At 65.1% G+C, this 25821-nt stretch carries 24 protein-coding genes; 18 read left to right on the top strand and 6 right to left on the bottom strand.

Annotated elements, in window-relative coordinates; all coding sequences use genetic code 11:
• Nucleotides 1-258: 258 nt before the first annotated feature.
• The gene (tyrS, locus tag FZZ93_RS13515; RefSeq protein ID WP_149322842.1) at nucleotides 259-1458 is read right to left on the bottom strand and encodes a tyrosine--tRNA ligase; all 1200 of its coding nucleotides are present in this window, start codon (nucleotides 1456-1458) and stop codon (nucleotides 259-261) included.
• Between the two features lie 111 nt (nucleotides 1459-1569).
• On the opposite strand from tyrS, the gene FZZ93_RS13510 reads away from it, so the two are divergent.
• Entirely contained in the window at nucleotides 1570-2700 is a 1131-nt protein-coding gene (locus FZZ93_RS13510) for an anhydro-N-acetylmuramic acid kinase (protein ID WP_149322841.1), read from the top strand.
• A 7-nt stretch (nucleotides 2701-2707) separates the two neighbouring features.
• Here FZZ93_RS13510 and FZZ93_RS13505 read toward each other — a convergent pair whose 3' ends face one another.
• Nucleotides 2708-3742 (bottom strand): type IV pilus twitching motility protein PilT, encoded by a 1035-nt coding sequence (locus tag FZZ93_RS13505; protein ID WP_149322840.1) that lies wholly within the window; start codon nucleotides 3740-3742, stop codon nucleotides 2708-2710.
• Nucleotides 3743-3797: 55 nt separating this feature from the next.
• Here FZZ93_RS13505 and FZZ93_RS13500 point away from each other — a divergent pair, with 55 nt between their 5' ends.
• The 5 genes from FZZ93_RS13500 to metW are packed head-to-tail and all read left to right on the top strand — an operon-like array spanning nucleotide 3798 to nucleotide 7834.
• Nucleotides 3798-4502: a YggS family pyridoxal phosphate-dependent enzyme gene (locus FZZ93_RS13500; protein ID WP_149322839.1), complete on the top strand. Its 705-nt coding sequence runs from the start codon at nucleotides 3798-3800 to the stop codon at nucleotides 4500-4502.
• A gap of 60 nt (nucleotides 4503-4562) precedes the next feature.
• Nucleotides 4563-5387: a pyrroline-5-carboxylate reductase gene (gene proC, locus FZZ93_RS13495; RefSeq protein WP_149322838.1), complete on the top strand. Its 825-nt coding sequence runs from the start codon at nucleotides 4563-4565 to the stop codon at nucleotides 5385-5387.
• Between the two features lie 26 nt (nucleotides 5388-5413).
• Nucleotides 5414-6007, top strand: a complete 594-nt coding sequence (locus FZZ93_RS13490) for a YggT family protein (protein ID WP_149322837.1) — start codon at nucleotides 5414-5416, stop codon at nucleotides 6005-6007.
• Between the two features lie 43 nt (nucleotides 6008-6050).
• Nucleotides 6051-7208 (top strand): homoserine O-succinyltransferase MetX, encoded by a 1158-nt coding sequence (metX, locus tag FZZ93_RS13485; protein ID WP_149322836.1) that lies wholly within the window; start codon nucleotides 6051-6053, stop codon nucleotides 7206-7208.
• A complete protein-coding gene (metW, locus tag FZZ93_RS13480; protein ID WP_149322849.1) occupies nucleotides 7208-7834 on the top strand; it encodes a methionine biosynthesis protein MetW in 627 nt (208 codons plus the stop codon). The genes metX and metW overlap by 1 nt, the downstream gene beginning before the upstream one ends.
• A gap of 6 nt (nucleotides 7835-7840) precedes the next feature.
• Here the strand turns inward: metW and sfsA are convergent, their stop codons facing one another.
• Together sfsA and FZZ93_RS13470 are read right to left on the bottom strand one after the other, a co-directional pair.
• Nucleotides 7841-8572: a DNA/RNA nuclease SfsA gene (sfsA, locus tag FZZ93_RS13475; protein ID WP_149322835.1), complete on the bottom strand. Its 732-nt coding sequence runs from the start codon at nucleotides 8570-8572 to the stop codon at nucleotides 7841-7843.
• Nucleotides 8572-9744, bottom strand: a complete 1173-nt coding sequence (locus tag FZZ93_RS13470; protein ID WP_149322834.1) for a pyridoxal phosphate-dependent aminotransferase — start codon at nucleotides 9742-9744, stop codon at nucleotides 8572-8574. The genes sfsA and FZZ93_RS13470 overlap by 1 nt, the downstream gene beginning before the upstream one ends.
• 250 nt (nucleotides 9745-9994) lie before the next feature.
• Between FZZ93_RS13470 and dksA the strand changes: the two genes are divergently transcribed.
• The 12 genes from dksA (at nucleotide 9995) to FZZ93_RS13410 (ending at nucleotide 22286) form a co-directional block, all read left to right on the top strand.
• Nucleotides 9995-10432, top strand: a complete 438-nt coding sequence (dksA, locus tag FZZ93_RS13465; protein WP_064700528.1) for an RNA polymerase-binding protein DksA — start codon at nucleotides 9995-9997, stop codon at nucleotides 10430-10432.
• A gap of 134 nt (nucleotides 10433-10566) precedes the next feature.
• A complete protein-coding gene (gene gluQRS, locus FZZ93_RS13460; protein ID WP_149322833.1) occupies nucleotides 10567-11463 on the top strand; it encodes a tRNA glutamyl-Q(34) synthetase GluQRS in 897 nt (298 codons plus the stop codon).
• Between the two features lie 8 nt (nucleotides 11464-11471).
• Nucleotides 11472-11651: a hypothetical protein gene (locus FZZ93_RS13455; protein WP_149322832.1), complete on the top strand. Its 180-nt coding sequence runs from the start codon at nucleotides 11472-11474 to the stop codon at nucleotides 11649-11651.
• A gap of 15 nt (nucleotides 11652-11666) precedes the next feature.
• A complete protein-coding gene (locus FZZ93_RS13450; protein WP_149322831.1) occupies nucleotides 11667-14642 on the top strand; it encodes an ATP-binding protein in 2976 nt (991 codons plus the stop codon).
• Complete coding sequence (locus FZZ93_RS13445; RefSeq protein ID WP_149322830.1) at nucleotides 14620-16005, top strand: sigma-54-dependent transcriptional regulator; 1386 nt, start codon at nucleotides 14620-14622, stop codon at nucleotides 16003-16005. Before FZZ93_RS13450 ends, FZZ93_RS13445 begins: the two co-directional genes overlap by 23 nt.
• A 250-nt stretch (nucleotides 16006-16255) precedes the next feature.
• Nucleotides 16256-16642, top strand: coding sequence for a hypothetical protein (locus tag FZZ93_RS13440; RefSeq protein WP_149322829.1), 387 nt, complete (start codon nucleotides 16256-16258; stop codon nucleotides 16640-16642).
• Nucleotides 16643-16917: 275 nt separating this feature from the next.
• Nucleotides 16918-18318 carry a polynucleotide adenylyltransferase PcnB gene (gene pcnB, locus FZZ93_RS13435; RefSeq protein ID WP_149322828.1) on the top strand — a complete coding sequence of 467 codons (1401 nt, stop codon included), beginning with the start codon at nucleotides 16918-16920 and terminating at the stop codon, nucleotides 18316-18318.
• Nucleotides 18315-18818: a 2-amino-4-hydroxy-6-hydroxymethyldihydropteridine diphosphokinase gene (gene folK, locus FZZ93_RS13430; RefSeq protein WP_149322827.1), complete on the top strand. Its 504-nt coding sequence runs from the start codon at nucleotides 18315-18317 to the stop codon at nucleotides 18816-18818. Before pcnB ends, folK begins: the two co-directional genes overlap by 4 nt.
• Nucleotides 18819-18931: 113 nt before the next feature.
• Nucleotides 18932-19723: a 3-methyl-2-oxobutanoate hydroxymethyltransferase gene (panB, locus tag FZZ93_RS13425; RefSeq protein ID WP_149322826.1), complete on the top strand. Its 792-nt coding sequence runs from the start codon at nucleotides 18932-18934 to the stop codon at nucleotides 19721-19723.
• Nucleotides 19723-20571, top strand: a complete 849-nt coding sequence (panC, locus tag FZZ93_RS13420) for a pantoate--beta-alanine ligase (RefSeq protein ID WP_149322825.1) — start codon at nucleotides 19723-19725, stop codon at nucleotides 20569-20571. Before panB ends, panC begins: the two co-directional genes overlap by 1 nt.
• Before the next feature lie 29 nt (nucleotides 20572-20600).
• Complete coding sequence (panD, locus tag FZZ93_RS13415; RefSeq protein WP_149322824.1) at nucleotides 20601-20981, top strand: aspartate 1-decarboxylase; 381 nt, start codon at nucleotides 20601-20603, stop codon at nucleotides 20979-20981.
• 129 nt (nucleotides 20982-21110) lie between these two features.
• Complete coding sequence (locus FZZ93_RS13410) at nucleotides 21111-22286, top strand: acetyl-CoA C-acetyltransferase (RefSeq protein WP_149322823.1); 1176 nt, start codon at nucleotides 21111-21113, stop codon at nucleotides 22284-22286.
• A 59-nt stretch (nucleotides 22287-22345) separates the two neighbouring features.
• Here FZZ93_RS13410 and FZZ93_RS13405 read toward each other — a convergent pair whose 3' ends face one another.
• Together FZZ93_RS13405 and pnp are read right to left on the bottom strand one after the other, a co-directional pair.
• Complete coding sequence (locus FZZ93_RS13405) at nucleotides 22346-23539, bottom strand: MFS transporter (RefSeq protein WP_149322822.1); 1194 nt, start codon at nucleotides 23537-23539, stop codon at nucleotides 22346-22348.
• Nucleotides 23540-23624: 85 nt separating this feature from the next.
• A complete protein-coding gene (pnp, locus tag FZZ93_RS13400) occupies nucleotides 23625-25757 on the bottom strand; it encodes a polyribonucleotide nucleotidyltransferase (RefSeq protein ID WP_187774535.1) in 2133 nt (710 codons plus the stop codon).
• Between the last annotated feature and the right edge of the window lie 64 nt (nucleotides 25758-25821).

Raw genomic sequence — 25821 nt, 5'->3', positions numbered from 1 at the left:
GCAAAACAGGTGCTTCTGCCACCCTTCACCGCCTGCAACGTTGCCCGTCGCCGGCAGCGGATGCGTACTTTACGGATCTCAGGCCGGCGATGCAAGCCCTTTGCGACAAGAACGTGAAGAAAAGATAGCAAGCCGATGACAGTTCATCCACAACCCCTCGCAACACAGACCGGCTGTGTACAACCTTGCGCCCCGGCCGCCGACGAAAACGCCCGCTCGAGGCGGGCGTTCGTGGCCTTGTCACACGAGGAGCGGATATCAGGTGAGCGTCACTCGCGCATAGCGTTTCTTGCCAGCCTGGATCACATAGCTCTTACCAGTATCGAGCATGTGGTCGCGGGCGACCGCCTCACCATCAACCTTCACTCGGCCATTGCCCAGCATGTCCTTAGCCTGAGCGCTGTTTTGCACCAGTCCGGCGCGATTGAGCACGGCGGCGATGGGCGCCTGGTCATTTCCTTCGAAGTCGACATCCACTTCGGGCAGGTCTTCAGGCAGCTCGCCATCGGCCAGTTGATTGCCGGCACTGCGGTGCGCATTGGCCGCCGCTTCTTCGCCGTGATAACGGCCGATCAACTCACGCGCCAGTTCCATCTTGATGTCCCGAGGATTCGCCCCCTGCTCGACGGAGCGCTTGAGCGCGTCGATATCCTCGTTGGCCTTCAGGGATAGCAGATCGAAATAACGCCACATCAGGCTATCGGGCATGGATACGAGCTTGTTGAACATGGCACCCGGCGCTTCGTCGACCCCGACATAGTTGCCCAGCGACTTGGACATCTTCTGGACGCCGTCCAGCCCCTCCAGCAGCGGCATGGTGATGACGACCTGAGACTCCTGATCGAAGTGCTTCTGCACCTCCCTGCCCATCAGCAGGTTGAACTTCTGGTCGGTACCACCGAGCTCGATGTCGGCCTCCAGCGCCACGGAGTCATAGCCTTGCACGAGCGGATAGAGAAACTCGTGGATGGAAATCGACTGGCCGGCACGATAGCGCTTCTCGAAATCGTCACGCTCGAGCATGCGCGCCACGGTGCTCTGGGCCGCCAGCTCGATCATGTCGGCAGCACTCATGGAGGAGAACCATTCGGCATTGAAGCGCACTTCGGTCTTGGCGGGATCGAGCACCTTGAAGACCTGTTCCTTGTAGGTCTCGGCGTTGGCTCTCACTTCCTCTTCGGTGAGCGGCTTGCGCGTCACGTTCTTGCCGGTGGGATCGCCGATGCGTCCGGTGAAATCGCCGATCAGGAAAATGACCTCATGACCGAGATCCTGAAACTGACGCATCTTGGTCAGCAGCACACTGTGCCCCAAGTGCAGGTCCGGCGCGGTGGGATCGAACCCCGCCTTGATGCGCAGGGTACGGCCGGAGGCCAGTTTCTTCTCCAGCTCTTCTTCCAGAAGAATCTCGTGGGTACCGCGCTTGAGCAAGGCTAGCGCGTCGGCAACATCGGTCATTCTCTCCTCTCCACTCGGCAAGACGGTCCTCCCGGGACCTTGATCGGCGACTGTACCGCGCCAATGCTATCATGCTCGGCAACGACGGTTGAGCCTATCCCGGGAGTCCACATGAGCTTATTCATCGGCCTGATGTCCGGCACCAGTCTCGATGGCATCGACGCCGCCCTGGTCGACATTGCCCCCGACACACCACCACGACTCCTGGCGACACACGGCGAACCGATCCCGCCAGACCTGCGAAATCTCCTGTGGCGCCTCTGCCACGCCGAGCGCATCAGCTTCGCCGAGCTGGCTCGCGCTGAGGCCGATTTCTCTCGACTACAGGCCGGGACGGTCGACACCTTACTCGCCAAGCAGGACATCCCGGCTTCACGCATCGTCGCCATCGGCAGCCATGGCCAGACCGTGGAACACGCGCCGGCAGGTCACGATAGCGGCCCTGCCTATACCTTGCAGTTGGACAACCCCAGCCTGCTGGCCGAACTGACCGGCTGTCGCGTGGTCGCCGACTTCCGGCGCCGCGATCTGGCCGCGGGCGGTCAGGCCGCCCCCCTGGCTCCCGCCTTTCACCAGGCACTCTTCCGAGTCCCCGACGAGTGGCGGGCCATCCTCAACCTCGGCGGTTTCGCCAACCTCACCCTGCTGCCGCCCGAGGGCGATGCCCGTTTGCCACTGGGCTTCGACACCGGCCCCGCCAATGCGCTGCTGGACGCCTGGCACGCCCGGCATCGTGATGGGCACTTCGACGAGAACGGCGCCTGGGCGGCCTCGGGGCAAGTCGACGAGGCTCTCCTCGAGCGACTCCTGGACGAGCCGTTCTTTCACCAGCCACCACCGCGCAGCACCGGGCGCGAACTGTTCAACCCCGATTGGCTGGAGACGCGACTGTCCGGAAGCGAGCGCCCGCAGGATGTACAGGCGACGCTGGCCGAACTCACGGCCACCAGCATCGCAATGGGCATCGAAATGGCCCAGGAACGCCTCGAAGCCCCCTCGCCCGAACGCCTGATCCCCTGCGGCGGCGGCGCTCACAATCCCGATCTGCTGGCCAGGCTGGCCAGGCGATTGCCCGACACACCCCTGGAAGACAGTGCCAGCCTCGGCTGGCCCGCCGACTGGCTCGAGGCAGGCGCCTTCGCCTGGCTGGCCTGGAGAAGGCTCGAGCAATTGCCGGGCAACCTGCCCTCGGTCACCGGTGCCGCTGGGCCGCGCATCCTGGGAGGCATCTACGCGCCTTGACCCGGTATCACCTCCCCAGGGGAGCGTGCGCCCGCGATTGCGCCTCGTCAGGTGCCACCACGCCCTCGGCCACCAGCCGTGCCAGCGCCGCGTCCAGCGTCTGCATGCCCTGAGCGGCGCCGGTCTGCAGCACCGAATGGAGCTGCGCCACCTTGTCCTCGCGAATCAGGTTACGCACCGCCGGCGTGGCAACCATGACTTCATGAGCCGCCACGCGCCCGCCGCCATGGCGCTTCAACAGCACCTGCGAGACGACCGCCTGCAGGGATTCCGACAGCATCGCCCGCACCATGTCCTGTTCGGGGCCAGGGAAGGCATCGATGATACGGTCAATGGTCTTGGTCGCCGAGAGCGTATGCAGGGTTCCCAGTACCAGATGCCCCGTCTCGGCAGCGGTCAGCGCCAGCCGCATGGTCTCCAGGTCGCGCATTTCACCGACCATGATGACATCAGGATCCTCACGCAGCGCGCTACGCAAGGCGGCAGCGAAGCTTCGGGTATCCCGCGGCACCTCGCGCTGGCTGACCAGACACCGCTTGCCGTGATGCACGAACTCCACCGGATCCTCGATGGTCAGGATGTGCTCGCGGCGCGTCTCGTTGATGGCGTCGACGAGCGCCGCCAGGGTCGTGCTCTTGCCCGAACCGGTGGGGCCCGTCACCAGCACCAGCCCACGGCGCAACTCGGCCAGAGCCCCCAGAGTATCCGCCATGCCGAGCGCGGCCAGCCCCTGCACATCGCCGGGAATGGTACGAAATACCGCGCCGGTGCCTCGACCATGCTGAAAGACATTGCCCCGGAAACGCGCCACACCGGGAAGCTCCAGGGCAACGTCGGCTTCCAGATCGGACTCGAACGTTGCCCAATGCGACTCACCGAGCAGGCTTCGAAGTTCGCGGCGCAAGGTCGGGTCATCGACGGTCGGCACGTCGAGTGTTTCCAGTTCACCGTCGACGCGTATCATCGGCGCCATGCCCGCCGAAAGATGCAGATCGGAGGCACCCTGCTTTGCCGAGGATGCCAGCAGTTCGGTAATATTCATGCGATTCCCTCGCTCCCTGTACAGGGGTTCCTGTTGACATGACGGACCACACGACATGACGGATCCGGTGCTTTCCGAGTCCTTGACCGCCGTACGCGAACGCCTCGCGGCAGCACTGCGCGCCGCGGGCCGTCCCGATAACGACGCGCGCCTGCTGGCGGTCAGCAAGACCAAGCCCGCCGCCATGATCCGCGAGGCCTGGCGGCTCGGGCAGCGCGAGTTCGGCGAAAACTATGTCCAGGAAGCCCTGGACAAGCAGGCCGAACTGGCGGACCTGAACGACATCGTCTGGCATTTCATCGGCCCGCTGCAGTCCAACAAGAGCCGCATCGTCGCCGAACATTTCGCCTGGATTCATAGCGTAGACCGGGAACGGCTCGCGCGACGTCTCGACGCCCAACGCCCGGCCTCGTTGCCCCCCTTGAACGTCTGCCTGCAGGTCAACATCAGCGACGAGCCCAGCAAGTCCGGCGTCGAGCTCGCCGAGCTACCGGCCTTGGCCGAGGCCGTTCACGGCTTGCCGAATCTGCGGCTGCGTGGCCTGATGGCGATTCCGGCGCCCAGCGCCGACCCGAACGAACAACGTCGGCCCTTCATCCGGCTGCGCGAGGCTCTCGAGTCGCTGCGCGCGCGACTCCCCGAGGCACCGCTGGATACGCTGTCGATGGGCATGAGCGGCGACCTGGAAGCCGCAGTGCAGGAGGGCGCGACCCTGTTGCGCCTGGGCACCGCCATCTTCGGCACACGCCAGCGCCCCTGAAATTTTCTGCCCGCCGGCACGCCGTCGGGCCATCATTGTCACCCACACAGGACACACCGCATGGCAAGCCAAGTTACCTTCATCGGCGCCGGCAACATGGCCGGCGCGATCATCGGCGGGATGATCGACAGCGGTTATTCCCCCGACGCCATTACCGCCACCTCGCCCGATGACAGCGTGCTCGCACCGCTGCGCGAACGTCTGGGCATTCACACCGCGACCGACAACGCCAGCGCCGTGGCCCAGGCCGACGTGGTGGTCCTGGCGGTCAAGCCACAGATCATGCAGGACGTCTGCAGCGGCATGCGCGACGCCGTCCAGGCCCGCAAGCCGCTGATCATCTCGGTGGCGGCCGGCCTGCCCGCCGACACCCTGGAGCACTGGCTCGGTGGCGAACTGCCGGTGGTACGTTGCATGCCCAACACGCCGTCGCTGGTCGGCGCCGGTGCCGCCGGCCTGTATGCCAACACTCGAGTCACGCACGACCAGCAGCGCATCGCCGGTGAACTGCTCGAGGCCGTGGGGCTTGTCGAGTGGGTCGACGACGAGGCTCTGCTCGAGGCTGTGACCGCCGTCTCTGGCAGCGCCCCGGCCTATTTCTTCCTGATGTTCGAGGCCATGGAACAGGCCGGAGCCGACCTCGGCCTGCCCGCCGAAACGGCCCGCCGACTCGCCATGCAGACCGCCTACGGCGCTGCCCGCATGGCCATGGACAGCGACAAGACACCAGGCGAGCTCAAGCGCAACGTGATGTCGCCCGGCGGCACCACCGAGCGCGCCATCGAGCACATGGAAAACGCGGGCCTGCGCGACATCATGCAAGGCGCCATGCGCGCCTGCGCCGAACGCGCGAGCGAAATGGCCGACGAACTCGGCAAGCGCTGAAACACCACGGACACGGAGGAGCCCTGATGGGCAGTCAATTGGGAAACGCTGGCCTGCTGCTGGTCAACACTCTCGTCAACATCTATCTGTTCCTGCTGATGCTGCGCTTTCTGCTGCAGGCGTCACGGGCCGACTACTACAACCCCATCAGCCAGTCGGTGGTCAAGATCACCCAACCGGCGGTGCGCCCCTTCCAGAGTTTCCTGGGGCCGGTGATGGGACGCTTCGACCTGGCCACCCTGGCCAGTGGCCTGGTGCTCAAGCTCATCGCCATCATCGTCATTCTGCAAATCGCGGGTTATGGCATGGCGCCGCTGGGTAGCCTGGCCATCGGCGCGGTGGCCGCACTGGCCAATGCCATCCTCAAGATCTATTTCTTCGCACTGATCGCGATGATCATCCTTAGTTGGGTAGCACCACGCGCCAGCCACCCCGGGGCACTGCTGATCATGCAACTGGTGGAACCGATCATGGCACCGGTGCGCCGCGTCATCCCGCCGCTGGGCATGCTCGACCTGTCACCCATCGTGGTGTTCATCGCCATCAACCTGATCGATGGTATCGTGGTCGGCTCGCTGACCCGGGCCGCTGGCGTCGTCGGCGTGCTGGTTGGCCTCTAGGAATCCATACATAACGCCATAACGACGGGACACGACACGCCTGATGACCGAGATGCCTCGCGAATCGGTCGGCCTGGTGACGCCGCACACGGCGCACTTCGACGACCCTCTGGAACTGGCCTGCGGCAAGACGCTGCCGGCCTATGACCTGGTCTACGAGACCTACGGCACGCTCAATGCCGAGCGCAGCAATGCCGTGCTGATCTGTCATGCCCTGTCCGGGCATCACCACGCCGCCGGTTTCCATTCGCCGGAGGACCGCAAGCCCGGCTGGTGGGACGCCCACATCGGGCCAGGCAAGTCCATCGATACCGAGCGCTTCTTCGTGGTGTCGTTGAACAACCTCGGCGGCTGCCACGGCAGCACCGGTCCCACCAGCCTCAACCCGGAGACCGGCGAACCCTGGGGGCCCGACTTCCCGATGATGACGGTGCTCGACTGGGTGCACAGCCAGGCGCGGCTGGCCGACCGCCTCGGCATCCAGCGCTTCGCCGCCATCATCGGCGGCAGCCTGGGCGGCATGCAGGTGCTGCAGTGGGCGCTGACCTACCCCGATCGCATCGCCCATGCCGGGGTGATCGCGGCAACCCCCAAACTGTCGGCACAGAACATCGCCTTCAACGAGGTCGCCCGCCAGGCCATCCGCTCGGACCCCGACTTCTACGACGGACACTATGCCGACCACGACACTCTGCCCCGGCGCGGCCTCAAGCTAGCCCGCATGGTCGGCCACATCACCTACCTGTCGGAAGACGCCATGGGCAGCAAGTTCGGTCGCGACCTGCGCAGCGCCGACCTCAACTTCGGCTACGGCGTGGAGTTTCAGGTGGAGTCCTACCTGCGTCACCAGGGCGATACTTTCTCGTCATCCTTCGATGCTCATACCTATCTGTTGATGACCAAGGCCCTGGACTACTTCGATCCCGCCGCCAACTATGGTGGCGACCTGGCGGCAGCCGTGGCGCCCGCGAGCTGTCCCTTCCTGGTGATCAGCTTCTCCAGCGACTGGCGCTTCCCTCCCTCACGCTCCAGGGAGCTGGTCAATGCGCTGATCCGGGCCGGCAAGTCGGTCAGCTACGCCAACATCGACTCGCCACACGGCCATGACGCCTTCCTGCTGCCCGAACCTCGCTACCAGGCAGTATTTGCCGCCTTCATGGAACGCGTGGCACACGACCAGGGCCTGGAGGACCGCTCATGATGCGCACCGACCTGAAGCTGATCTATGACTGGGTCCCGCAAGGCGCCCGCCTGCTCGACCTGGGCTGCGGCGACGGGGCTCTGCTCGCCACCCTGGCCCGCGACAAGAACGTCACCGGCTACGGCCTGGAGATCGACCCCGAGGGCATCACCCGCTGCCTGGCACGCGGCGTCAACGTCATCGAGCAGAACCTCGACGACGGGTTGGCCAACTTCGAGGATGATGCCTGTGACCTGGTGGTGATGACCCAGGCCCTCCAGGCCCTGCGCCGCCCCGACCGAATGCTCGACGAGATGCTGCGCGTCGCCGAGGAATGCATCATCACCTTCCCCAACTTCGCCTACTGGCGCCACCGCGTATACCTCGGTTTGCGCGGCTACATGCCGGTGTCGAAATCCCTGCCCTATGCCTGGTACGACACGCCCAACATTCACCTGTCGACCTTCAACGACTTCGAGCACCTATGTCGCCAGAAGGACCTGGTGATCGTCGACCGGGCCGTCGGCGCCGGCGATTATCGCGACCACTGGGCCTCGCGGCTGTGGCCCAACCTGCTCGGCGAGATCGCCATCTTCCGGGTCACCCGTCGCAGCAACACACGCCAGGGGGTCAAGCCCTTCGGATGAGCCGCCTCACCTGAGCCGCACCGGCAGCGCTCCCCCCAAGCGGATGGCCAGGGGGCGCTGGCCATCGCCACGCTCGACGTCGATCCCCCTCGCCATGACCTCGACGCCCTGCCCGGCCACCCGGCGAAGGGTCTCGGCATAGGCCGGATCCAGATGCGCCGCCGGCGCCACATCGGCGATGGCCTCGTGGGCCACGAAAAACAGCAGGACGGCACGATGCCCCTCGGCCGCCAGGGTCGCCAGCGTTTCCAGGTGCTTGCGCCCACGCTCACTGACCGCATCGGGAAAGTAGCCGTGACCGTCCGTCTCGCGCAGGGTGACCTGCTTGACCTCGACATAGGTATCGCGCCCGGCCTCTCCCGGGCGGCGAAAATCCAGGCGCGCGCCCTCGACCCGGGCTTCACGGCGCCATTCGCCGACACCGGCCAATTCACCGACGACCTCTGCCCGCAACGCCTCCTCGACGATGCGATTGGCGCGCCCCGTATGCACCGAGGCCAACGCCATGCTGCCATCCGGCTGCGGCAACTCGATCAGCTCCCAGGTCCAGGCCAACTTGCGTTCGGGCTTGTCGCTCGGCGCCAGCCAGACCCGGCAGCCGGGTACGTTGACCGCGCGCATCGAGCCAGTATTCGGGCAATGGGCAACCACCTCGCGCCCATCATCGAGACGCACATCAGCCAGAAAGCGCTTGTAGCGTCGCACCAGGGTGCCGGCCACCAGCTCGGGGTAATGCATCAGGCACGCCCTCGCTGACGCACCAGGAAGCGCCCAAGACGCCCGACCGCCTCCTCCAGCCGGCCGACATCCGTGGTGAATGCGATGCGCACATGGCGCTCGCCACCCTGCAGGGCGAAGTCGGTCCCCGGCGTGATCGCGACGTTTTCCTCCTCGAGCAAGCGCAGGCAGAAGGCTTCGCTGTCGTCGCTGTAGCGCGAGATATCCAGCCACAGGTAGAAGGCGCCCTGAGGCGGCAGCGACGGTGCCAGTCCCAGCGAGGCCAGACCCTCGAGCAGGGCATCGCGGCGACGCTGTAGTTCGGCGCGACGCTGCTCGAGCACCTCCAGGCAATCGGGTCGGAAGGCCGCCAGGGCAGCGTGCTGTGCCGGCGTCGAGGCGGCCAGAAAGACATTCTGCGCCAGCCGGGTGAGCGGCTCGACCGCCGCCTCGGGCGCGGCCAGCCAGCCCAGGCGCCAGCCGGTCATGCCGAAATACTTGGAGAAGCTGTTGACGACGAAGGCCTCCGGCGCCACCGCGGCCGCCGACAAGGGTGTCAGGTCATAGGTCAGCCCCTGATAGATCTCGTCGACCAGCAGATGCCCGCCGCGCTCGGCCACCGCCCTCGCCACCTGGCCCAACTGCTCAGCATCGAGCATGTGACCGGTGGGGTTCGAGGGAGACGCTAGCATGGCCAGGCGGGTGTTCTCCTGCCAATGTCTCGCCACCAGCTCGACATCCAGTTGCCAGCCGCTCTGGGCATCGACCGGTACGGCATCGATCTCGGCGCCGGCCAGCGCCATGAAGTGGCGGTTACACGGATAGTTGGGATCGGCCATCAGCACCCGATTGCCTGGCTCCACCAGCAACTGACTGGCCAGCAGCAATGCGCCTGATGCACCGGGCGTGACCAGGATACGCTCGGGCGCCACCTCGGCGCCGAAGCGCTCGGCATAGTCTGCCGCGATAACCTCGCGTAGTGCCGGCAGACCAGCCGCCGGCGTGTAGCGAGTATGGCCCTCGCTCAGGGCCTTCTGCCCTGCCTCGATGACCGGCGCCGGTGTCGGGAAATCCGGCTCGCCGATCTCCAGGTGGATGACATCGTGCCCGGCCGCTTCGCGGGCCTGGGCGACCTCGAGCAGGTTCATCACGCGAAAGGCGGCGACGCCCTCCAGACGCGAGCTCCAGGACATGGCAGTCTCCTCTGCAGGTGAACGGCCTCTTTTGCCCGCGAGCGCCGCCGGCGGGCAACTTTCACGCTCGCCATGGTCAAAATTGGCATGTTACGACTTTTGGCACGCCGACGCAGTCTTATGGAGACTCGTGACACATTGGTCTTGCAAAGTCGTCATTTTTCCGATAAACAAGCATCCCTTTGGCGTGAGATACCTTAGCATCGCGGCGGGTATTGATCAGCAGTCACTAAAGTAGCGAGGCAGTCCCATGCCAGTAGCCGAACAGAAGATGGAAGCGCCCAAGAAATTCACCCCGTACGAGCCGGCGGCGGGTGAAGAGTACATGAACGAAAAGCAGCTTGAGCACTTCCGGCAAATCCTGCTGGGCTGGAAGCAGGAGCTGATGGAGGAGGTTGACCGCACGGTTCGCCACCTGCAGGAAGAGGCGAACAATTACGCCGACCCGGCCGATCGCGCTACCCAGGAAGAGGGGTTCAGCCTCGAACTGCGTACCCGTGATCGCGAGCGCAAGCTGCTGAAGAAGATCAACGAGACCATCGAGAAAATCGACGAGGACGACTACGGCTTCTGCGAGGCCTGCGGTGTCGAGATCGGCATTCGCCGTCTCGAGGCACGCCCCACCGCCACGCTGTGCGTCGACTGCAAGACCCTCGCCGAACTCAAGGAAAAGCAGCTCGGCGGCTGACACAGCGCTGTCACCGATGTTCCGCGCCGGGCCTGCATGGCCCGGCGTTCCTTCACCCGGGGAAACGCTGACGACAGCCGAGCGTACGCACCGGCATGCCAGCAGTGCCTCCCAGATCCGCCTCGGAGCCGTCCATGAGCGTCTATCGTGGCCGCTTCGCCCCCACGCCCTCTGGCCCCCTGCACTTTGGCTCGCTGATCGCGGCACTGGCCAGCTACCTCGATGCCCGTCACCAGCAAGGCCACTGGCTGCTGCGTATCGAGGATATCGACCCGCCACGCTGCCCGGCCGGCGCGGCAGACACCATCCTGCGCCAGCTCGAGGCCTTCGGCCTGCACTGGGACGGTCCGGTCCACTGGCAGCACGACCGGGGCGATGCCTATCAGGCGGCACTCGCCAGGCTCGAATCCCTGGACCTGGCCTACCCCTGTAGCTGCTCACGCAAGCAATGGCGTAATTACCCCATCTACCCCGGCTGGTGCCGGGCGGGCCCGCGCGAGCCTGACAAGCCCCTGGCCTGGCGCCTGCGCAGCGACCTCGGCCCGCGCCCGATCGTCTGGCGGGACCGCTTGTTCGGCCAGCAGCGCTTCGACCCCGCCGCTTTTGGCGATGTCGTCCTCAAGCGCAAGGATAATCTCTGGGCCTATCAGCTTGCCGTGGTGGTGGACGACGGCGAGCAGGGCATCACCGATGTCGTACGCGGCTTCGACCTGCTGGACAACACACCCTGGCAGCGCCAGCTGCAGCACGCCCTGGCGCTGCCGGAACCTCGTTACCTGCACCTGCCATTGATCCTCGATGACAATGGGCAGAAGCTGTCGAAGCAGAACCTGGCGCCGGCCCTGCCAGAACAAGCGGACGCAGTCCGCCCCCTGCTGCACCGTGCCCTGGTCGCTCTAGACCAGGCGCCCCCCGCAGCGCAGGCCACCGAACCGGTGAACGCGCAACTCGACTGGGCCATCGCCCATTGGTCACCACAGCGCCTGCAGGCAACCGCCGAAAAACGCGAGCCGCACGTCGCAAAACGCTGAGGAGGGTCATGTACGTCTACCGCATCATGCTGTTCCTGGTCTTCAGCGGTTATCTATTCTCGCCGCTGTTGATGAGCGGCTGGGCCAATCCCGGCGCCGCCTGGTATCGCCCCTTTCTCATCTGGGGTGGGCTGATCGCCCTGACCCTGTGGCTGGAACAGAAACGCAAGCTCGATGAACGGCGCTAGGGAGAAGAAACCGCAATGAGCCTGAATCTCCCCGGCCTGCTGGTACTCGGCATCGGCTATCTGTCATTGCTGTTTCTCTGCGCACTAGCCGTCGATCGCGGCTGGCTGCCGAGCCGGCTGGTCCGCCACCCGGCCGTCTACACCCTGGCGCTCGGCGTCTATGCCAGCGCCTGGGCGGTCTACGGCAGTCTCGAGTTCGCCAACCTCTACGGCTTTGGTTACCTGGCCTACTACCTGGGCGTCGCCGGCGCCTTCCTGCTGGCCCCGGTGCTGCTGGTGCCAATCCAGCGCATGACCCGCACCCACCAGCTCTCCTCGCTGGCCGACCTGTTCGCCTTTCGCTTCCGCTCGCGCTGGGTCGGCACCCTGCTGACCTTGATCAGCCTGCTGGCCGTGTTGCCCTTGCTGGCCCTGCAGATACAGACCATGGGCCACGCCATCCATCGCATCAGCGGTGTCGGCTCGCCCTCCCTGCTGGCCCTGGGCTTCAGCCTGTTGATCGCCTTGTTCGCCATGCTGTTCGGCGCTCGCCACTCACACCTCAGCGCCCGACACGACAGCCTGCTGGCCGTGATTGCCCTGGAGTCGCTGGTCAAACTGGCCGCCATGCTGGCCCTCGGCGCCGTCGCACTCTTCGGTGTCTTCGAGGGCCCAGCCGACCTGCAGACCTGGCTAGACGGTGCCGGACATGTCGATCAGACGCGCATCGCCCAGCTCGACCCGGCCCAATGGCGCACGCTGTTGCTGCTGTTCTTCTCGGCGGCTTTCTTGATGCCGCACATGTTCCACATCACCTTCGCCGAGACCCTCGATCGGCGCACCCTGCTCCAATCCAGCTGGGCGCTGCCGCTGTTCTTGCTGTTGATGGCCCTGCCGATACCGCTGATCCTGTGGGCCACGCAACGCCTGGGCATCGACGAAGTGGGGGCCAATGCCGCCTACCTGGCCTTCAACCTCTCCTCGTCATGGTGGGTCGATGGCCTGGCCTTCATCGCCGGCCTGGCCGCGGCAAGCGGCACCATGATCATCATCTCGCTGGCTCTGTCGGGGATGATTCTCAACCATCTCGTGCTGGTGGCACACCCGCCGATTGCCCAACCCGATCTCTATCGCTGGTTGCGCTGGCTGCGTCGCGGATTGATCGCGGCCGTGATCGTCGGCGGCTGGCTGTTCTATCGCCTGGTCGGCGTGCGCCACGACCTCTCCACCCTGGGGCTGGCTTCCTTCGTCGGCATGGCCCAGTGCCTGCCGGGCATGCTGGCCCTGCTGTACTGGCCGGGCGCCAACCGCAAGGGCATGGTATCCGGGCTCGCGGTAGGCCTGACGATCTGGCTGGCCGGCTTGTGGGTGCCCCTGCTCACCAACCATCCGCCGATGGTGTTCCTGCCGCCGGGGTTGGATACCCTGGCCGGCGAGCCCGCCTGGTACAGCGTCACCCTGGTCTCGCTGGCGGCGAATATCCTGACCTTCATCCTCGTCTCCCTGGCCACCCGGACCTCGGCCGGAGAGCGCGCAGCAGCCGAGGCCTGCTCCGTGGATGCCGTGGTACGCCCCATGCGATTGCCGCTGGTCGCCACCAATGGTGCCGAGTTCAAGCGCCATCTGGCTCGCGTGCTGGGCGAAGACGTGGCCCAGCGCGAGGTCGAGCGCGCCTTGACCGCCCTGCGGCTGTCACCCCTGGATAGCCGCCCCTATGCCCTGCGCCGCCTGCGCGACCGCATCCAGGCCAACCTCTCCGGCCTGATGGGGCCCTCGGTGGCCCAGGACATCGTCGACCGTTGCCTGCCCTATCGGCACAACGGCCCCAGCGCCACCGAGGACATCCATTTCGTCGAGAGCCGGCTGGAAGCCTATCGCTCACGGCTCACCGGCCTGGCACGCGAGCTCGATGGCCTGCGACGCTACCACCGCCGCACCCTGACCCGCTTGCCCATCGGCCTGTGCGCCTTCGGCGAGGATGGCGAGCTGCTGATGTGGAACGACGCCCTCGCCGAGCTTTCCGGCATCGAGGGCGACTCGGTGATCGGCGCCCACCGCGACACCCTCCCCGCGCCCTGGAACGACCTGCTCGGCCAGATTCTCGCCGCCCCCCAGGACCGCCTCTACAAGCAGCCGGCCAGCCTGGCACGGGGCGAACGTTACCTGACCCTGCACCGCGCCGGCCTGCAGGGCGAACAAGGGGAAGACGGCGGCAATGTCATCCTGGTGGAGGATCACAGCGAGATGAAGTGGCTGGAAGACGAGCTGGTCCACGCCGCCCGTCTCGCCTCCATCGGCCAGTTGGCCACCGGTGTCGCCCACGAGATCGGCAACCCCATCACCGGCATTTCCTCGCTGGCCCAGAACCTGCGTTACGACACCGACGACCCCGTCCTGCTCGAGACGGCTGACCAGATCCAGGCCCTGACCGACCGCGTCTCGAAGATCGTCGGTTCACTGGTCGGCTTCGCCCATGGTGGCCGACACGTGACCGGCGCGGATTTCGCGCCCACCTGCATGGCCGAGGTCACCGACGAGGCCTTGCACTTGATCCGGCTCGCCCGCTCGGGGGAGGATGTCCGATATCAGAACCGCTGTCCGACTGACCAGACCGTCACCGGAGACGCGCAGCGCCTGCAGCAGGTGATGATCAATCTGCTGGGCAATGCCCGGGATGCCAGCGAGCCGGGAGATCGTGTCATCGTCGAGGCCACGCCGGAAGATCGGTACCTGCACTTGACCATCACCGACGAAGGCCACGGCATCGACCCTCGAATGCGCGATCACCTGTTCGAGCCCTTCACCACCACAAAACCGGCAGGGGAAGGTACGGGGCTGGGCCTGCCGCTGGTCTACAGCATCATCGCCGAGCACGATGGTCAGATCGAGATCGAGTCCCCGCCCGCCGGGCTCGCCAGCGGCACCCGTATCCACCTGTGGCTGCCCCTCTATCCACAGAATGGCGAACCACAGAATAGCGAAAGCACCCATGAGCCGGATCCTGATCGTTGAAGACGAAGCCATCATTCGCAGCGCCCTGAGGCGCCTGCTGGAACGTCACGACCACGAGGTCAGTGAAGCCGGCTGCGTATCCGAGGCCCGCGAGCTCGATCCACAACGCTTCGACCTGGTGATCAGCGACCTGCGCCTGCCCGGCGACCCCGGCACCGACCTCATCACTCTCGCCGCCCCGGTGCCGGTGCTGATCATGACCAGCTACGCCAGCATGCGATCGGCAGTGGAAGCACTCAAGCTCGGCGCAGTCGACTACGTCGCCAAGCCCTTCGACCACGACGAATTGCTCGAGACTGTCTCTCGTGTGCTGCATCAGCAGGCCACCCGGCAAGCCGAGCCGCCCGACGTCACCGATGAGGGCGGCCAGCAGCAGACGATGATCGGCAACTGCCCCGCCATGCAAACCGTCTACTCACGTATTCGCAAGACCGCGCCTGCCGATGTCACCGTGCTGATTCAAGGGGAATCCGGCACCGGCAAGGAGCTGGTCGCCCGCGCCCTTCACCAGCAGAGCAAGCGCGCTGCCGCACCGCTGATCTGCGTCAACTGCGCGGCCATTCCAGAGACGCTGATCGAATCCGAACTGTTCGGCCACGAGAAGGGCGCCTTCACCGGCGCCAACACCGCGCGCACCGGCCTGGTGGAAGCTGCCGACCACGGCACCCTGTTTCTTGACGAGATCGGTGAATTGCCACCCGACGCCCAGGCCCGGTTGCTGCGCGTCCTCCAGGAAGGCGAGATCCGCAAGATTGGCTCGGTGGAAACACGCCACGTGAACGTGCGCCTGATTGCCGCCACCCACCGAGACCTGCACACGCTGTCGAAGACCGGCGAATTCCGCCTCGACCTGTATTACCGCCTCAACGTGATGCAGATCGACCTCCCGCCGCTGCGCGATCGCGAAGACGACATCCTGGAAATCGCCGACGCGCTGCTCGCCAAGGCCTGCCGTCGCCACGACCGCGAAGGCCTGCGCCTCTCTCGAGCCTCCCGACGCGTCATCCGCGACGCTCCCTGGCCCGGCAACGTCCGCGAACTGGAAAACGCCCTGGAGCGCGGCGTCATTCTTGCCGAAAGCCATCTCATCCATCCCGACGACCTGGGGCTCACACCGCCCCCTCGCCCGGCTCCGGCTCCCGAGACCAAGGTGATGACCCTCGACGACTCACCAGAAGACGACGACGACCTCGAAGATCTTTCCCTGGAAGACTACTTCCAGCACTTCGTGCTGGAACACCAGGACCAGATGAGCGAGACCGAACTGGCCCAGAAATTGGGCATCAGCCGCAAGTGCCTGTGGGAACGCCGCCAACGCCTGGGCATTCCCCGCAAGAAAGGCCCCCGCCGCAGCGCCGGCTGATTCGCACCGCGCGACCTCTCCCCCACCTCGACTAAAGTGCAAGCCCCCGTCTCCCTGAGCCGGGGGCGTTTTCATGGGGTCTCGAACCGGCATTACGCACCATTTGTTACCTTCCCACACAGCTTACGCGCCATCTCGGGGCAGTTTGGGTAACACTGCCATTGATGCATCAAGGTGACAAAATGATGAAAACCAATAAGTAACTGAAAATAAAGTGCTTTCCAGACAATGGCACAGCCTCTGCAACATTATGGACAAGAAAAACAAATCCGGATGCCGCCGCCGGTCCCAACAACAACAACAATGGCCAGACGCGGTGACAAGGCCCGAACCAACAACAACAAGTCTTTCGGGTCGAGACATTTGGCGCCATGCCGACAACAAGAACAGCAACGGCGATGGGCGCAGGTCCTTCGAGGTCAACAACAACAAGAACTCGAAGCCGGAGAAATCAGAACGCGACGCACCGGCAACCGGCCGACAACAAGAACAAGGGCCGTCAGGGTGCACTCCCGGTAACAACAACAAGCCACCGGGGGAAGGTATGCCAAGCATGCCGTCGTGGTTGGATTATTGTTTTGAATACGAGGCGGTCGCCGCCAGGAACGTCAATAAAGACAACAACATGCTTGCCTGAGACTCCTTGGTGACTGTGGTGCGTATTCAAGGCGATGTGCCATCACGAAGAAGAACCAGCAGCACGGATGCTGCACCTTGCTTGATCAGGGGAGGCCAGCCGGCCTCCCCTTTCTGTGTACGACCATGGCATGACAAGAACCCCGGCATCAGGCCGAATGAGACGTCCTGCACCTCGCGCACGACAGGGTCATGCTTTGCAAGGTGTCGGGTGTCCGCTACACTCAACGCTTTTCGTACTCTCCTTTTCGTACTCCCGCGAGTCGACATCACCGCATGATCAAAGGTTTTACCCGCTTTCTGCAGAGCCCGGGCGAGCATCTCAAGTCGCTGTTCGGCCCTCAGGATGCGCCAGCCGGAGGCCCTGTGCTGCGCATCATTCCCCGCGATGAACACCCTGTATCGCGTCAACTATTCAGTGATGCGGCGCTCAAGGTGCTGTACCGCCTGCACAATGCCGGATTCGAGGCCTTCCTTGTCGGCGGCTGCATCCGCGACGCCCTGCTCGGCCACATGCCCAAGGATTTCGACGTGGCCACCGACGCCACGCCGGACGAAGTGCGCGACCTGTTCCGCAATTCACGCATCATCGGGCGCCGCTTCCGCATCGTCCACGTGCGCTTCGGTCGCGAGATCATCGAGGTCACCACCTTCCGGGGCAAGCCCAACGATGACCACGGCAACCACATCGCCCAGCAATCCGACGACGGTATGCTGCTGCGCGACAACGTATGGGGCAACATCGAGGAAGACGCGCTGCGCCGCGACTTCACGATCAATGCCCTGTATTACAATATCGCCGATTTCTCGATTCATGATTTTGCGGACGGGGTGCGAGACATCGACGCCCGCACCCTGCGGCTGATCGGCGACCCAGCCACCCGTTATCGGGAAGATCCGGTTCGCATGCTGCGCGCCATACGCTTTGCCGCCAAGCTCGACTTCAGCCTGGCACCTGCCACCGAGGAACCCCTCGAGGAACTGTCCCCGCTGCTGCTGCAGGTACCAGCGGCCCGATTGTTCGACGAGGTCCTCAAGCTGTTCATGGGGGGTCATGGCGTCAAGACCTTTCACCTGCTGCGGGAATACGGGCTGTTTGCCATGCTGTTTCCCGAGGCCGACGAAGCTTTCGACGAGCTGCCCTGGGCCGAAGGCCTGATCGAGCAGGCCCTGGCAAGCACCGACAAGCGTGTCCAGGAAGAACGTCCGGTGACACCGGCCTTTCTGTTCGCCGCTCTGCTGTGGGGGCCGGTCCAGTTACGTCAACGCGCCCACCAGCAGGACGACATGCCGCCGGTTCCCGCGTTACAGGCGGCATCGCAGCAAGTGGTCTCTCGCCAGTTGCAGCACGTCTCCATCCCCAAGCGCTTCAGCCTGCCGATGCGCGATATCTGGGACCTGCAACAGCGCCTGCCGTCGCGTCGCGGCAAACGCGTCTTCCAGACCCGCGACCACCCACGCTTCCGCGCCGCCTACGACTTCCTGTTGCTGCGCGAGGCCGCCGGAGAAATCGAGCCCGGACTCGGCGACTGGTGGACCGCGTTTCAGCAGGCCGATGAACACGAGCAGCGTCGCCTGCTGGGCAAGGTCGATGCCGACCCGGCCGGAACCCCGGCGCCACGCAAGCGTCGCCGCCGTCGCCGGCGCAAGCCACGCAATCCCGCCGACGACACATGAGCCTTGCCTGGATCGGCCTCGGCAGCAACCTGGATGAGCCGAGCGCCCATGTCGAACGCGCCCTGGATGAGCTGGACAACTTACCGCTGACCCGGCGGCGCGGCGCCTCGCCGCTCTATGCCACGCGGCCCGTCGGCCCGGCGGACCAGCCGGACTTCATCAATGCCGTGGCTCAGTTGGAGACACGCCTGTCGCCGCTGGCCCTGCTTGACCAGTTGCAGGCTCTCGAGCAACGCCACGGGCGAATTCGCGAACGCCGCTGGGGGCCGCGCACCCTTGACCTGGACCTGCTGCTCTTCGATGAGCAGCGACTTGCTACCCCTCGCCTGACGCTCCCCCATCCGGAAATGACCCGGCGGGCTTTCGTGCTGGTGCCGCTGGCCGAGGTCGCCCCGGCCTTGGTGCTGCCGGACGGTCGAGATATCGCCTCCCTGACTGCCGCCCTGTCGGACGAGGCACCACCAAAGAGAATTCCACCCAAGGTGTTACCCAGAGCCTGACCAGGCCCGAGCAGTGTTACCTATCGACACTCCAGTGGGATTCGGGTAACAATCACGGGTTACACAGGGCCCCGGTCCCCGCCGGTTGGCCGATAACACAACGAGAGCACGCCATGAAAACCGTCACCCTGAGCACGCTGCAGGCCCACAAGCGCGCCGGTGAAGCCTTCAGCTGCCTGACCGCCTACGACACCACTTTCGCCCATGCCGCCAGCGATGCCGGCATCGAGGTCCTGCTGGTCGGAGATTCCCTGGGCATGGTGCTGCAAGGGCATTCCAGCACCCTGCCAGTGACCCTCGACGACATGCGTTACCACACCCGCTGCGTGGCCCGGGGCAAGGGTGCCAGCCTGCTGATGGTCGATCTGCCCTTCATGAGTAATGCCACCACCGAACGACTGCTTGAGGATGCCGGCGAGTTGATGCGTGCCGGCGCCGAGATGATCAAGGTGGAAGGCGAGGCCTGGATGGCCGAGGGCGTACGCGAACTGACGCGCCGCGGCGTGCCGGTCTGCGCCCACCTCGGCCTGACGCCACAGACCGTCCATCAACTGGGCGGTTACAAGGTCCAGGGGCGTGACGCCGATCAGGCCACGCGCATCCTGGAAGATGCCCGCCGCCTGGTCGAGGCCGGCGCCTCGGTGATCCTGCTGGAATGCGTGCCCGCCAGCTTGGGACGCGCCGTCACCGAGGCGCTCGATGTACCGGTCATCGGCATCGGCGCCGGCCCAGATACCGACGGCCAGATCCTGGTGATGCACGACATGCTGGGCGTGACGCCGGGGCGCAGCCCCCGCTTCGTGAAGAACTTCATGGCCGAGGCCGATGACATTGCGGATGCTTTCCGCCGTTATCATGAGGCCGTCAAGGCACGCCGTTTCCCGGCCGAGGAGCACTGTTTCTGATGCAATGCCTGCAAGAGATCCACGCACTGCGCGAGGTCTTGGCAAGCCACCGCCGCGCCGGCCGCACTATCGGCCTGGTGCCGACCATGGGCAACTTGCACGAGGGCCATCTCGCCCTGGTCGCCGAGGCCCGGCGGCGCGCCGATGTCGTGGTGGCCACCATCTTCGTCAACCCGACACAGTTCGGCCCCGACGAGGACCTGGACGCCTATCCACGCACCCTGGAAGCGGATCGACAAAAGCTCGCCGAGGCTGGCTGCGACCTGCTGTTCGCGCCCTCCGAGGCCACGCTCTATCCGCGCGGCGGCCATGCCCAGACCCTCGTTAGCGTGCCGGAAATCTCGGAAGGCTTGTGTGGCGGATCGCGACCGGGGCACTTCGACGGCGTGGCGACCGTGGTCACCATGCTCTTCAATCTGGTCCAGCCCGATCTGGCCTGCTTCGGTGAAAAGGACTATCAACAGCTGGCGGTCATCCGGCGCCTGGTGGACGATCTCCACCTGCCGATCGAGATCGTCGGCGTGCCCATCGTGCGCGACCACGACGGCCTGGCGCTGTCATCACGCAATGGCTATCTGAACACCGAACAGCGCCGCACGGCGGCTGAGCTTCAGCGTACCCTCCGCGAGCTGCGCGATGCCCTGGAAGGCGGTGCGGTGCTCGAGCCGACCCTCGCCACGGGACTGGCCCACCTGCGCGAATCCGGCTTCGAGCCCGACTATCTGGAACTGCGCGCTACCGACCTCGGCCCCGTCGACGCCTCGACGCGCGACGCCGTGCTGCTCGCCGCCGCGCGCCTCGGCCCAACACGCCTGATCGACAACCTGAGCCTGACCCTGCCGCGTTGAAGCGGGGCACCAACAAGAGGAGCTCATCCATGCTCACCCATATGCTCAAGGCCAAGCTGCACATGGCCCGCGTCACCCACGCCGTGCTCAACTATGAAGGCTCCTGCGCCATCGATGGCGAGCTGCTCGACATGTCCGGTATCCGCGAGAACGAGCAGATCCAGATCTACAACGTCGAGAACGGGCAGCGCTTCACCACCTATGCCATCCGCGCCGAGGAAGGCTCCAGGATGATCTCGGTGAATGGCGCTGCCGCCCACCTGGCCAGCGAAGGCCAGCGGGTGATCATCTGCAGCTACGCCATGTATACCGACGCCGAACTCGAGGCCCACCAGCCGGCCCTGGTCTATCTGCAGGAAGGCAATGCGGTCAGCCATACCAGCAACGCCATTCCCGTTCAGCTGGCCTGAGCGAAAACGCCGCCGGGTATGACACCCGGCGGCGTCTCCAGCCCCCTCCCTCATTCAGGGATTGCCGCAGCGCACAATGGTCGCCTATCCTGAAAGTCGGCACGTCCGCAAATTTCAGGAGTCATGATCATGTCAGAAGTGGTGATCGTCGCCGCACGCCGCACCGCCGTTGGCGCCTTCGGCGGCTCTCTCGCCGGCATTCCCGCCAGCGACCTCGGTGCCCATGTCATCAAGGATATCCTCGCCAGCACAGGCGTGGCCGCCGACCAGGTGGATGAAGTCCTGCTCGGCCAGGTACTGACGGCCGGCACCGGCCAGAATCCAGCCCGCCAGGCGTCCATCAAGGCCGGGCTGCCCGAGGCCGTGCCCGCCATGACCATCAACAAGGTCTGCGGCTCCGGTCTCAAGGCCCTGCACCTGGCCACCCAGGCGATTCGCTGCGGCGATGCCGAGCTGATCCTGGCCGGTGGTCAAGAGAACATGTCGCTCTCCCCCCACGTGCTGCCCAACTCGCGCAACGGCCAGCGCATGGGCGACTGGAAAGCCATCGACTCCATGGTCCACGACGGCCTGTGGGATGCCTTCAACGACTACCACATGGGCATCACCGCCGAGAATCTGGCCGAAAAATACGCCATCACCCGCGAGGCCATGGACGAGTTCGCCGCCGGCTCCCAGCAGAAAGCCGCCGCCGCCATCCGCGAGGGTCGCTTCAAGGGCCAGATCGTCGGCATCGACATTCCCCAGCGCAAGGGCGACCCGGTGCACTTCGACACCGACGAAAACCCGCGCGAGGTGACCGCCGAGAAGCTCGGCGCCATGCGTCCGGCCTTCAAGAAGGACGGCAGCGTCACCGCCGGCAATGCCTCGGCACTCAACGACGGCGCCGCCGTGGTAATGATGTGCAGCGCCGAGAAGGCCGAAGCACTCGGCCTGACGCCTCTGGCACGCATCAAGGCCTACGCCAATGCCGGCGTCGATCCCTCGATCATGGGCATCGGCCCCGCTCCGGCCACGCGCCGTTGCATGGAACGCGCCGGCTGGAGTCTCGACGAGCTGGACCTGATCGAAGCCAACGAGGCCTTCGCTGCCCAGGCGCTGTCGGTGAACAAGGAGCTCGGCTGGGATACCGACAAGGTCAACGTCAACGGCGGTGCCATCGCACTCGGCCACCCCATCGGCGCTTCGGGCTGCCGCATCCTGGTTACCCTGGTGCACGAGATGATCGCCCGCGACGCCCACAAGGGCCTGGCGACCCTGTGCATCGGCGGCGGGCAAGGCGTGGCACTGGCCATCGAGCGCTGAACGAACGACCTTCCACCCTCTTGCACCGAAACATGATGCCCCGCTTGCCGGGGCATCTTCTAGCGTGTCTTCTCGCCGACCACACTCGCCGGCGTACGCAGCACCAGCAGCGTGGCAACCAGGAAGAACCCGCCGGCCATCCAGGTCACGCCGGGCAGGCTGATACCGTCGACGACCCTTCCACCGACCATGGCGCCCAGACCGATCGACAGGTTGAACACGAAGGCCATCAGCGCGGTGGCGGCTTCGGTATTCGGCGCCGTGCGCAGGATCCAGGTCTGAATGCTGACCGAGACACTACCGAACACCGCTCCCCAGCCCATCAGGAGCGCCACGCCACCCACCGGCTGCCCACCGAGCCACGGGAAGCTGGCGACGACCAGCAACAGCAGGCTCGGTATCGCCAACACCGCGCGATAGGGGTGATAACCAGCGAAGGCACCGGCGGCCACGTTACCGATGATGCCGGCCGCGCCGTAGAGCAGGAGCAGGGTGCCGACATCATTCCGGGCAATGCCGCTGATCTGCTGCAGGATGGGGCTGATGAAGGTATAGGCGGAGAAATGGCCAACCACCACCAGGCCCGTGGCGATCACCGCCACCCGGACACCTCGATTCCCCAGTTGCTGGCCGAGCATTCGCAGCCGTACCGGCTCAGTAGGCGGGAGCCGTGGCAGCCAGACCCACAATGCCAGCGCGGTCATCAGGCTCAATCCGCCCAGGGCGCCGAAGGCCACGCGCCAATGGCTGTATTCCCCCAGCAAGGTGCCTACCGGCACGCCCAGCACCGAGGCGGCGGCTACCCCGCCGAAGATCACCGTCATTGCCCTTGGCACCTTGTCGGATGGCACCAGGCGGGGCGCGATACTGCCGGCAATGGCCCAGAATCCGCCGATGCTCATGCCAACCAGCACCCTCGCGCCCAGCAAGAGCTCGAAGCTGTCGGCCAGTACCGTCAGCATACTGCCGGCGACCATCAATATCATCAGCCCAGTCAGCATGATCCGACGATCCAGGCGCCCCACGGCGACCGGCAGCAGCGGTGCCGAGAAGGCCGCCACCACGCCGGGAACCGTGACCATCAAGCCGGCCAGCCCCGGCGTCACGCCCATGGATGCAGCGACCTGCGACAGCAAACCGATCGGCAACTGCTCGGCGGTAACCAGCAGAAAGATACCGGCCATCACCGCGACCACGCCCCACCAGTGAGCGCCGACCGTTTCCCCGGTACCGGCCGTGCGAGCGTCTTCCATGATCCCTCTCCCTTGATGACCAAACGAAACCGCCCTCGCAGCTTACGCTGCAAGGGCGGTTTACCTGGAGCTTCAGCTCCGGGCGTTACAGCTCGGCGTCGGCCGTCTCGGCTTCGAAGGCCGACTTCTCTTCGGGGGTGATCTCCTTGATAGTGAGCTTCACCCGGTTGCGATTGTCGATATCGAGCACCTTGACGATCGGCTCGTCGCCTTCGTTCAAGAAGTCGCGCACATCGTTGACCCGCTCGGGCACGATCTGCGAGATGTGCACCAGGCCATCGGTGCCAGGAATGATATTGACGAAAGCACCGAAGTCGGCGATGCGCACCACCTTGCCACGATACAGCTTGCCGATCTCGGGCACGGCGGTGATGGCCAGCACGGTGTCGATAGCCGCCTTGGCCGCCGATTTCTCCTCGGCATAGATGCGCACGGTGCCGTCGTCGTCCAGGTCGATGGAGGCGCCGGTATCCTCGCAGATCTTGCGGATCATGGCGCCACCCTTGCCGATGACGTCGCGGATCTTCTCCGGGTCGATCTTGATGGTGGCCATCGACGGCGCGTTCTCGGAGACTTCCTCACGACTCTGGCCGATCACCTTGTTCATCTGCTCGAGGATCTGCTGACGAGCTTCATGGGCCTGCTGCAGCGCCTGCTCCATGATTTCCTCGTTGATGCCCTCGATCTTGATGTCCATCTGCAGGGCGGTCACGCCTTCCGCGCTACCGGCCACCTTGAAGTCCATGTCGCCGAGGTGGTCCTCGTCGCCCAGGATATCGGTGAGCACGGCGAAGCCGTCTTCATCCTTGACCAGGCCCATGGCGATGCCCGCGACGGGCGCCTTCATCGGCACGCCGGCGTCCATCAGGGCCAGCGAGGAACCGCACACCGAGGCCATCGAGCTGGAGCCATTGGATTCGGTGATCTCGGAGACCACCCGGATGGTGTAGGGGAACTCGTCCTCGGAAGGCAGCATGGCCTCCACGCCCCGGCGCGCCAGGCGGCCATGGCCGATCTCGCGACGCTTGGGACCGCCCATGAAGCCAGCCTCACCCACGCAGTAAGGAGGGAAGTTGTAGTGCAGCAGGAAGCGATCCTTGCGCTCTCCTTCCAGTGACTCGATCAACTGGGCATCACGCAGGGTACCCAGCGTCGCCACCACGACGGCCTGAGTCTCACCGCGAGTAAAGACCGCCGAGCCATGGGTCTTGGGCAGGCTGCCGACCTCGATATCCAGCGGACGCACGGTCTTCAGGTCGCGGCCATCGATACGCGGCTCGCCCTTGACCACACGGCTACGCACCACGCGCTTCTCGAGACCGGCAAAAGCGCCCTTGACCTCATCGGCCCCGAACTTGCCTTCCTCTTCGCCGGCCAGCTGCTCCACCGCCTCGTCCTTCAGGGCAGCCAGGGCATCCTGACGCTGCATCTTGTCGGTAATGCGATATGCCTCGCCGACCTTGGCTTCGAAGCCGCTGGCCATGGCATCCTTGAGCGCCGTGTTCTCGGCAGGGGCTTGCCAGTCCCAACGCGGCTTGCCAGCTTCGGCGGCCAGCTCATTGACGGCATTGATCGCCACCTGCATTTCCTGATGGCCATAGAGCACCGCGCCCAGCATCTCGTCCTCGAGCAGCTCATTGGCCTCGGACTCGACCATCAGCACGGCCTTCTCGGTACCGGCCACCACCATGTTGAGCTCGGAACTGGCCAGTTCCTCGACGGTCGGGTTGAGGAAGTAGCCATGCTCTTCGGTGAAACCGACCCGAGCAGCGCCGATGGGGCCGTTGAAGGGCACGCCGGAGATCGCCAAGGCCGCGGATGTGCCGATCATGGCGGCAATGTCGGGGTCATGATTGCGATCAGTGGAAAGCACCGTACATACAACCTGGACCTCGTTCATGAACCCCTTGGGGAACAACGGACGAATCGGGCGATCGATCAGGCGCGAGGTGAGCGTCTCCTTCTCGGTGGGACGCCCCTCGCGCTTGAAGAAACCGCCGGGAATCTTGCCGACCGCGTAGGTCTTCTCCTGGTAATGGACGGAGAGCGGGAAAAAGGGCTGGGAAGGATTGACGTCCTTCTTCGCTACCACAGTGCACAGCACCACGGTATCGTCCATGGTGACCATCACGGCACCGTTGGCCTGGCGGGCGATACGCCCGGTTTCCAGGGTGACGGTACTGCGACCGTATTCAAATGTTTTCTTGACCGGATTCACGGCGACTTCCTTCAACTTTTCGATTCATGTTCGGGTCGTTTTGACTCGGCGACCATTTTAGGGG

Source organism: Halomonas eurihalina (assembly GCF_008274785.1).
GTDB lineage: Bacteria > Pseudomonadota > Gammaproteobacteria > Pseudomonadales > Halomonadaceae > Halomonas > Halomonas eurihalina.
The sequence above is the reverse complement of the archived record's forward strand: the minus strand, read 5'-3'. Positions and strand labels throughout refer to the sequence as shown.

Bases quoted from the DNA above. Each gene is read 5' to 3' on its own strand.
- FZZ93_RS13505 (WP_149322840.1), bottom strand. From the start codon at position 3,742: ATGAATATTACCGAACTGCTGGCATCCTCGGCAAAGCAGGGTGCCTCC.
- FZZ93_RS13445 (WP_149322830.1), top strand. From the start codon at position 14,620: ATGAGCCGGATCCTGATCGTTGAAGACGAAGCCATCATTCGCAGCGCC.
- metX (WP_149322836.1), top strand. From the start codon at position 6,051: ATGACCGAGATGCCTCGCGAATCGGTCGGCCTGGTGACGCCGCACACG.
- pcnB (WP_149322828.1), top strand. From the start codon at position 16,918: ATGATCAAAGGTTTTACCCGCTTTCTGCAGAGCCCGGGCGAGCATCTC.
- FZZ93_RS13440 (WP_149322829.1), top strand. From the start codon at position 16,256: ATGGACAAGAAAAACAAATCCGGATGCCGCCGCCGGTCCCAACAACAA.
- FZZ93_RS13510 (WP_149322841.1), top strand. From the start codon at position 1,570: ATGAGCTTATTCATCGGCCTGATGTCCGGCACCAGTCTCGATGGCATC.
- FZZ93_RS13410 (WP_149322823.1), top strand. From the start codon at position 21,111: ATGTCAGAAGTGGTGATCGTCGCCGCACGCCGCACCGCCGTTGGCGCC.
- metW (WP_149322849.1), top strand. From the start codon at position 7,208: ATGCGCACCGACCTGAAGCTGATCTATGACTGGGTCCCGCAAGGCGCC.
- proC (WP_149322838.1), top strand. From the start codon at position 4,563: ATGGCAAGCCAAGTTACCTTCATCGGCGCCGGCAACATGGCCGGCGCG.
- FZZ93_RS13405 (WP_149322822.1), bottom strand. From the start codon at position 23,539: ATGGAAGACGCTCGCACGGCCGGTACCGGGGAAACGGTCGGCGCTCAC.
- FZZ93_RS13500 (WP_149322839.1), top strand. From the start codon at position 3,798: ATGACGGATCCGGTGCTTTCCGAGTCCTTGACCGCCGTACGCGAACGC.
- sfsA (WP_149322835.1), bottom strand. From the start codon at position 8,572: ATGCATTACCCCGAGCTGGTGGCCGGCACCCTGGTGCGACGCTACAAG.
- panB (WP_149322826.1), top strand. From the start codon at position 18,932: ATGAAAACCGTCACCCTGAGCACGCTGCAGGCCCACAAGCGCGCCGGT.
- panC (WP_149322825.1), top strand. From the start codon at position 19,723: ATGCAATGCCTGCAAGAGATCCACGCACTGCGCGAGGTCTTGGCAAGC.
- dksA (WP_064700528.1), top strand. From the start codon at position 9,995: ATGCCAGTAGCCGAACAGAAGATGGAAGCGCCCAAGAAATTCACCCCG.
- FZZ93_RS13470 (WP_149322834.1), bottom strand. From the start codon at position 9,744: ATGTCCTGGAGCTCGCGTCTGGAGGGCGTCGCCGCCTTTCGCGTGATG.
- tyrS (WP_149322842.1), bottom strand. From the start codon at position 1,458: ATGACCGATGTTGCCGACGCGCTAGCCTTGCTCAAGCGCGGTACCCAC.
- FZZ93_RS13490 (WP_149322837.1), top strand. From the start codon at position 5,414: ATGGGCAGTCAATTGGGAAACGCTGGCCTGCTGCTGGTCAACACTCTC.
- panD (WP_149322824.1), top strand. From the start codon at position 20,601: ATGCTCACCCATATGCTCAAGGCCAAGCTGCACATGGCCCGCGTCACC.
- gluQRS (WP_149322833.1), top strand. From the start codon at position 10,567: ATGAGCGTCTATCGTGGCCGCTTCGCCCCCACGCCCTCTGGCCCCCTG.
- folK (WP_149322827.1), top strand. From the start codon at position 18,315: ATGAGCCTTGCCTGGATCGGCCTCGGCAGCAACCTGGATGAGCCGAGC.
- FZZ93_RS13450 (WP_149322831.1), top strand. From the start codon at position 11,667: ATGAGCCTGAATCTCCCCGGCCTGCTGGTACTCGGCATCGGCTATCTG.
- FZZ93_RS13455 (WP_149322832.1), top strand. From the start codon at position 11,472: ATGTACGTCTACCGCATCATGCTGTTCCTGGTCTTCAGCGGTTATCTA.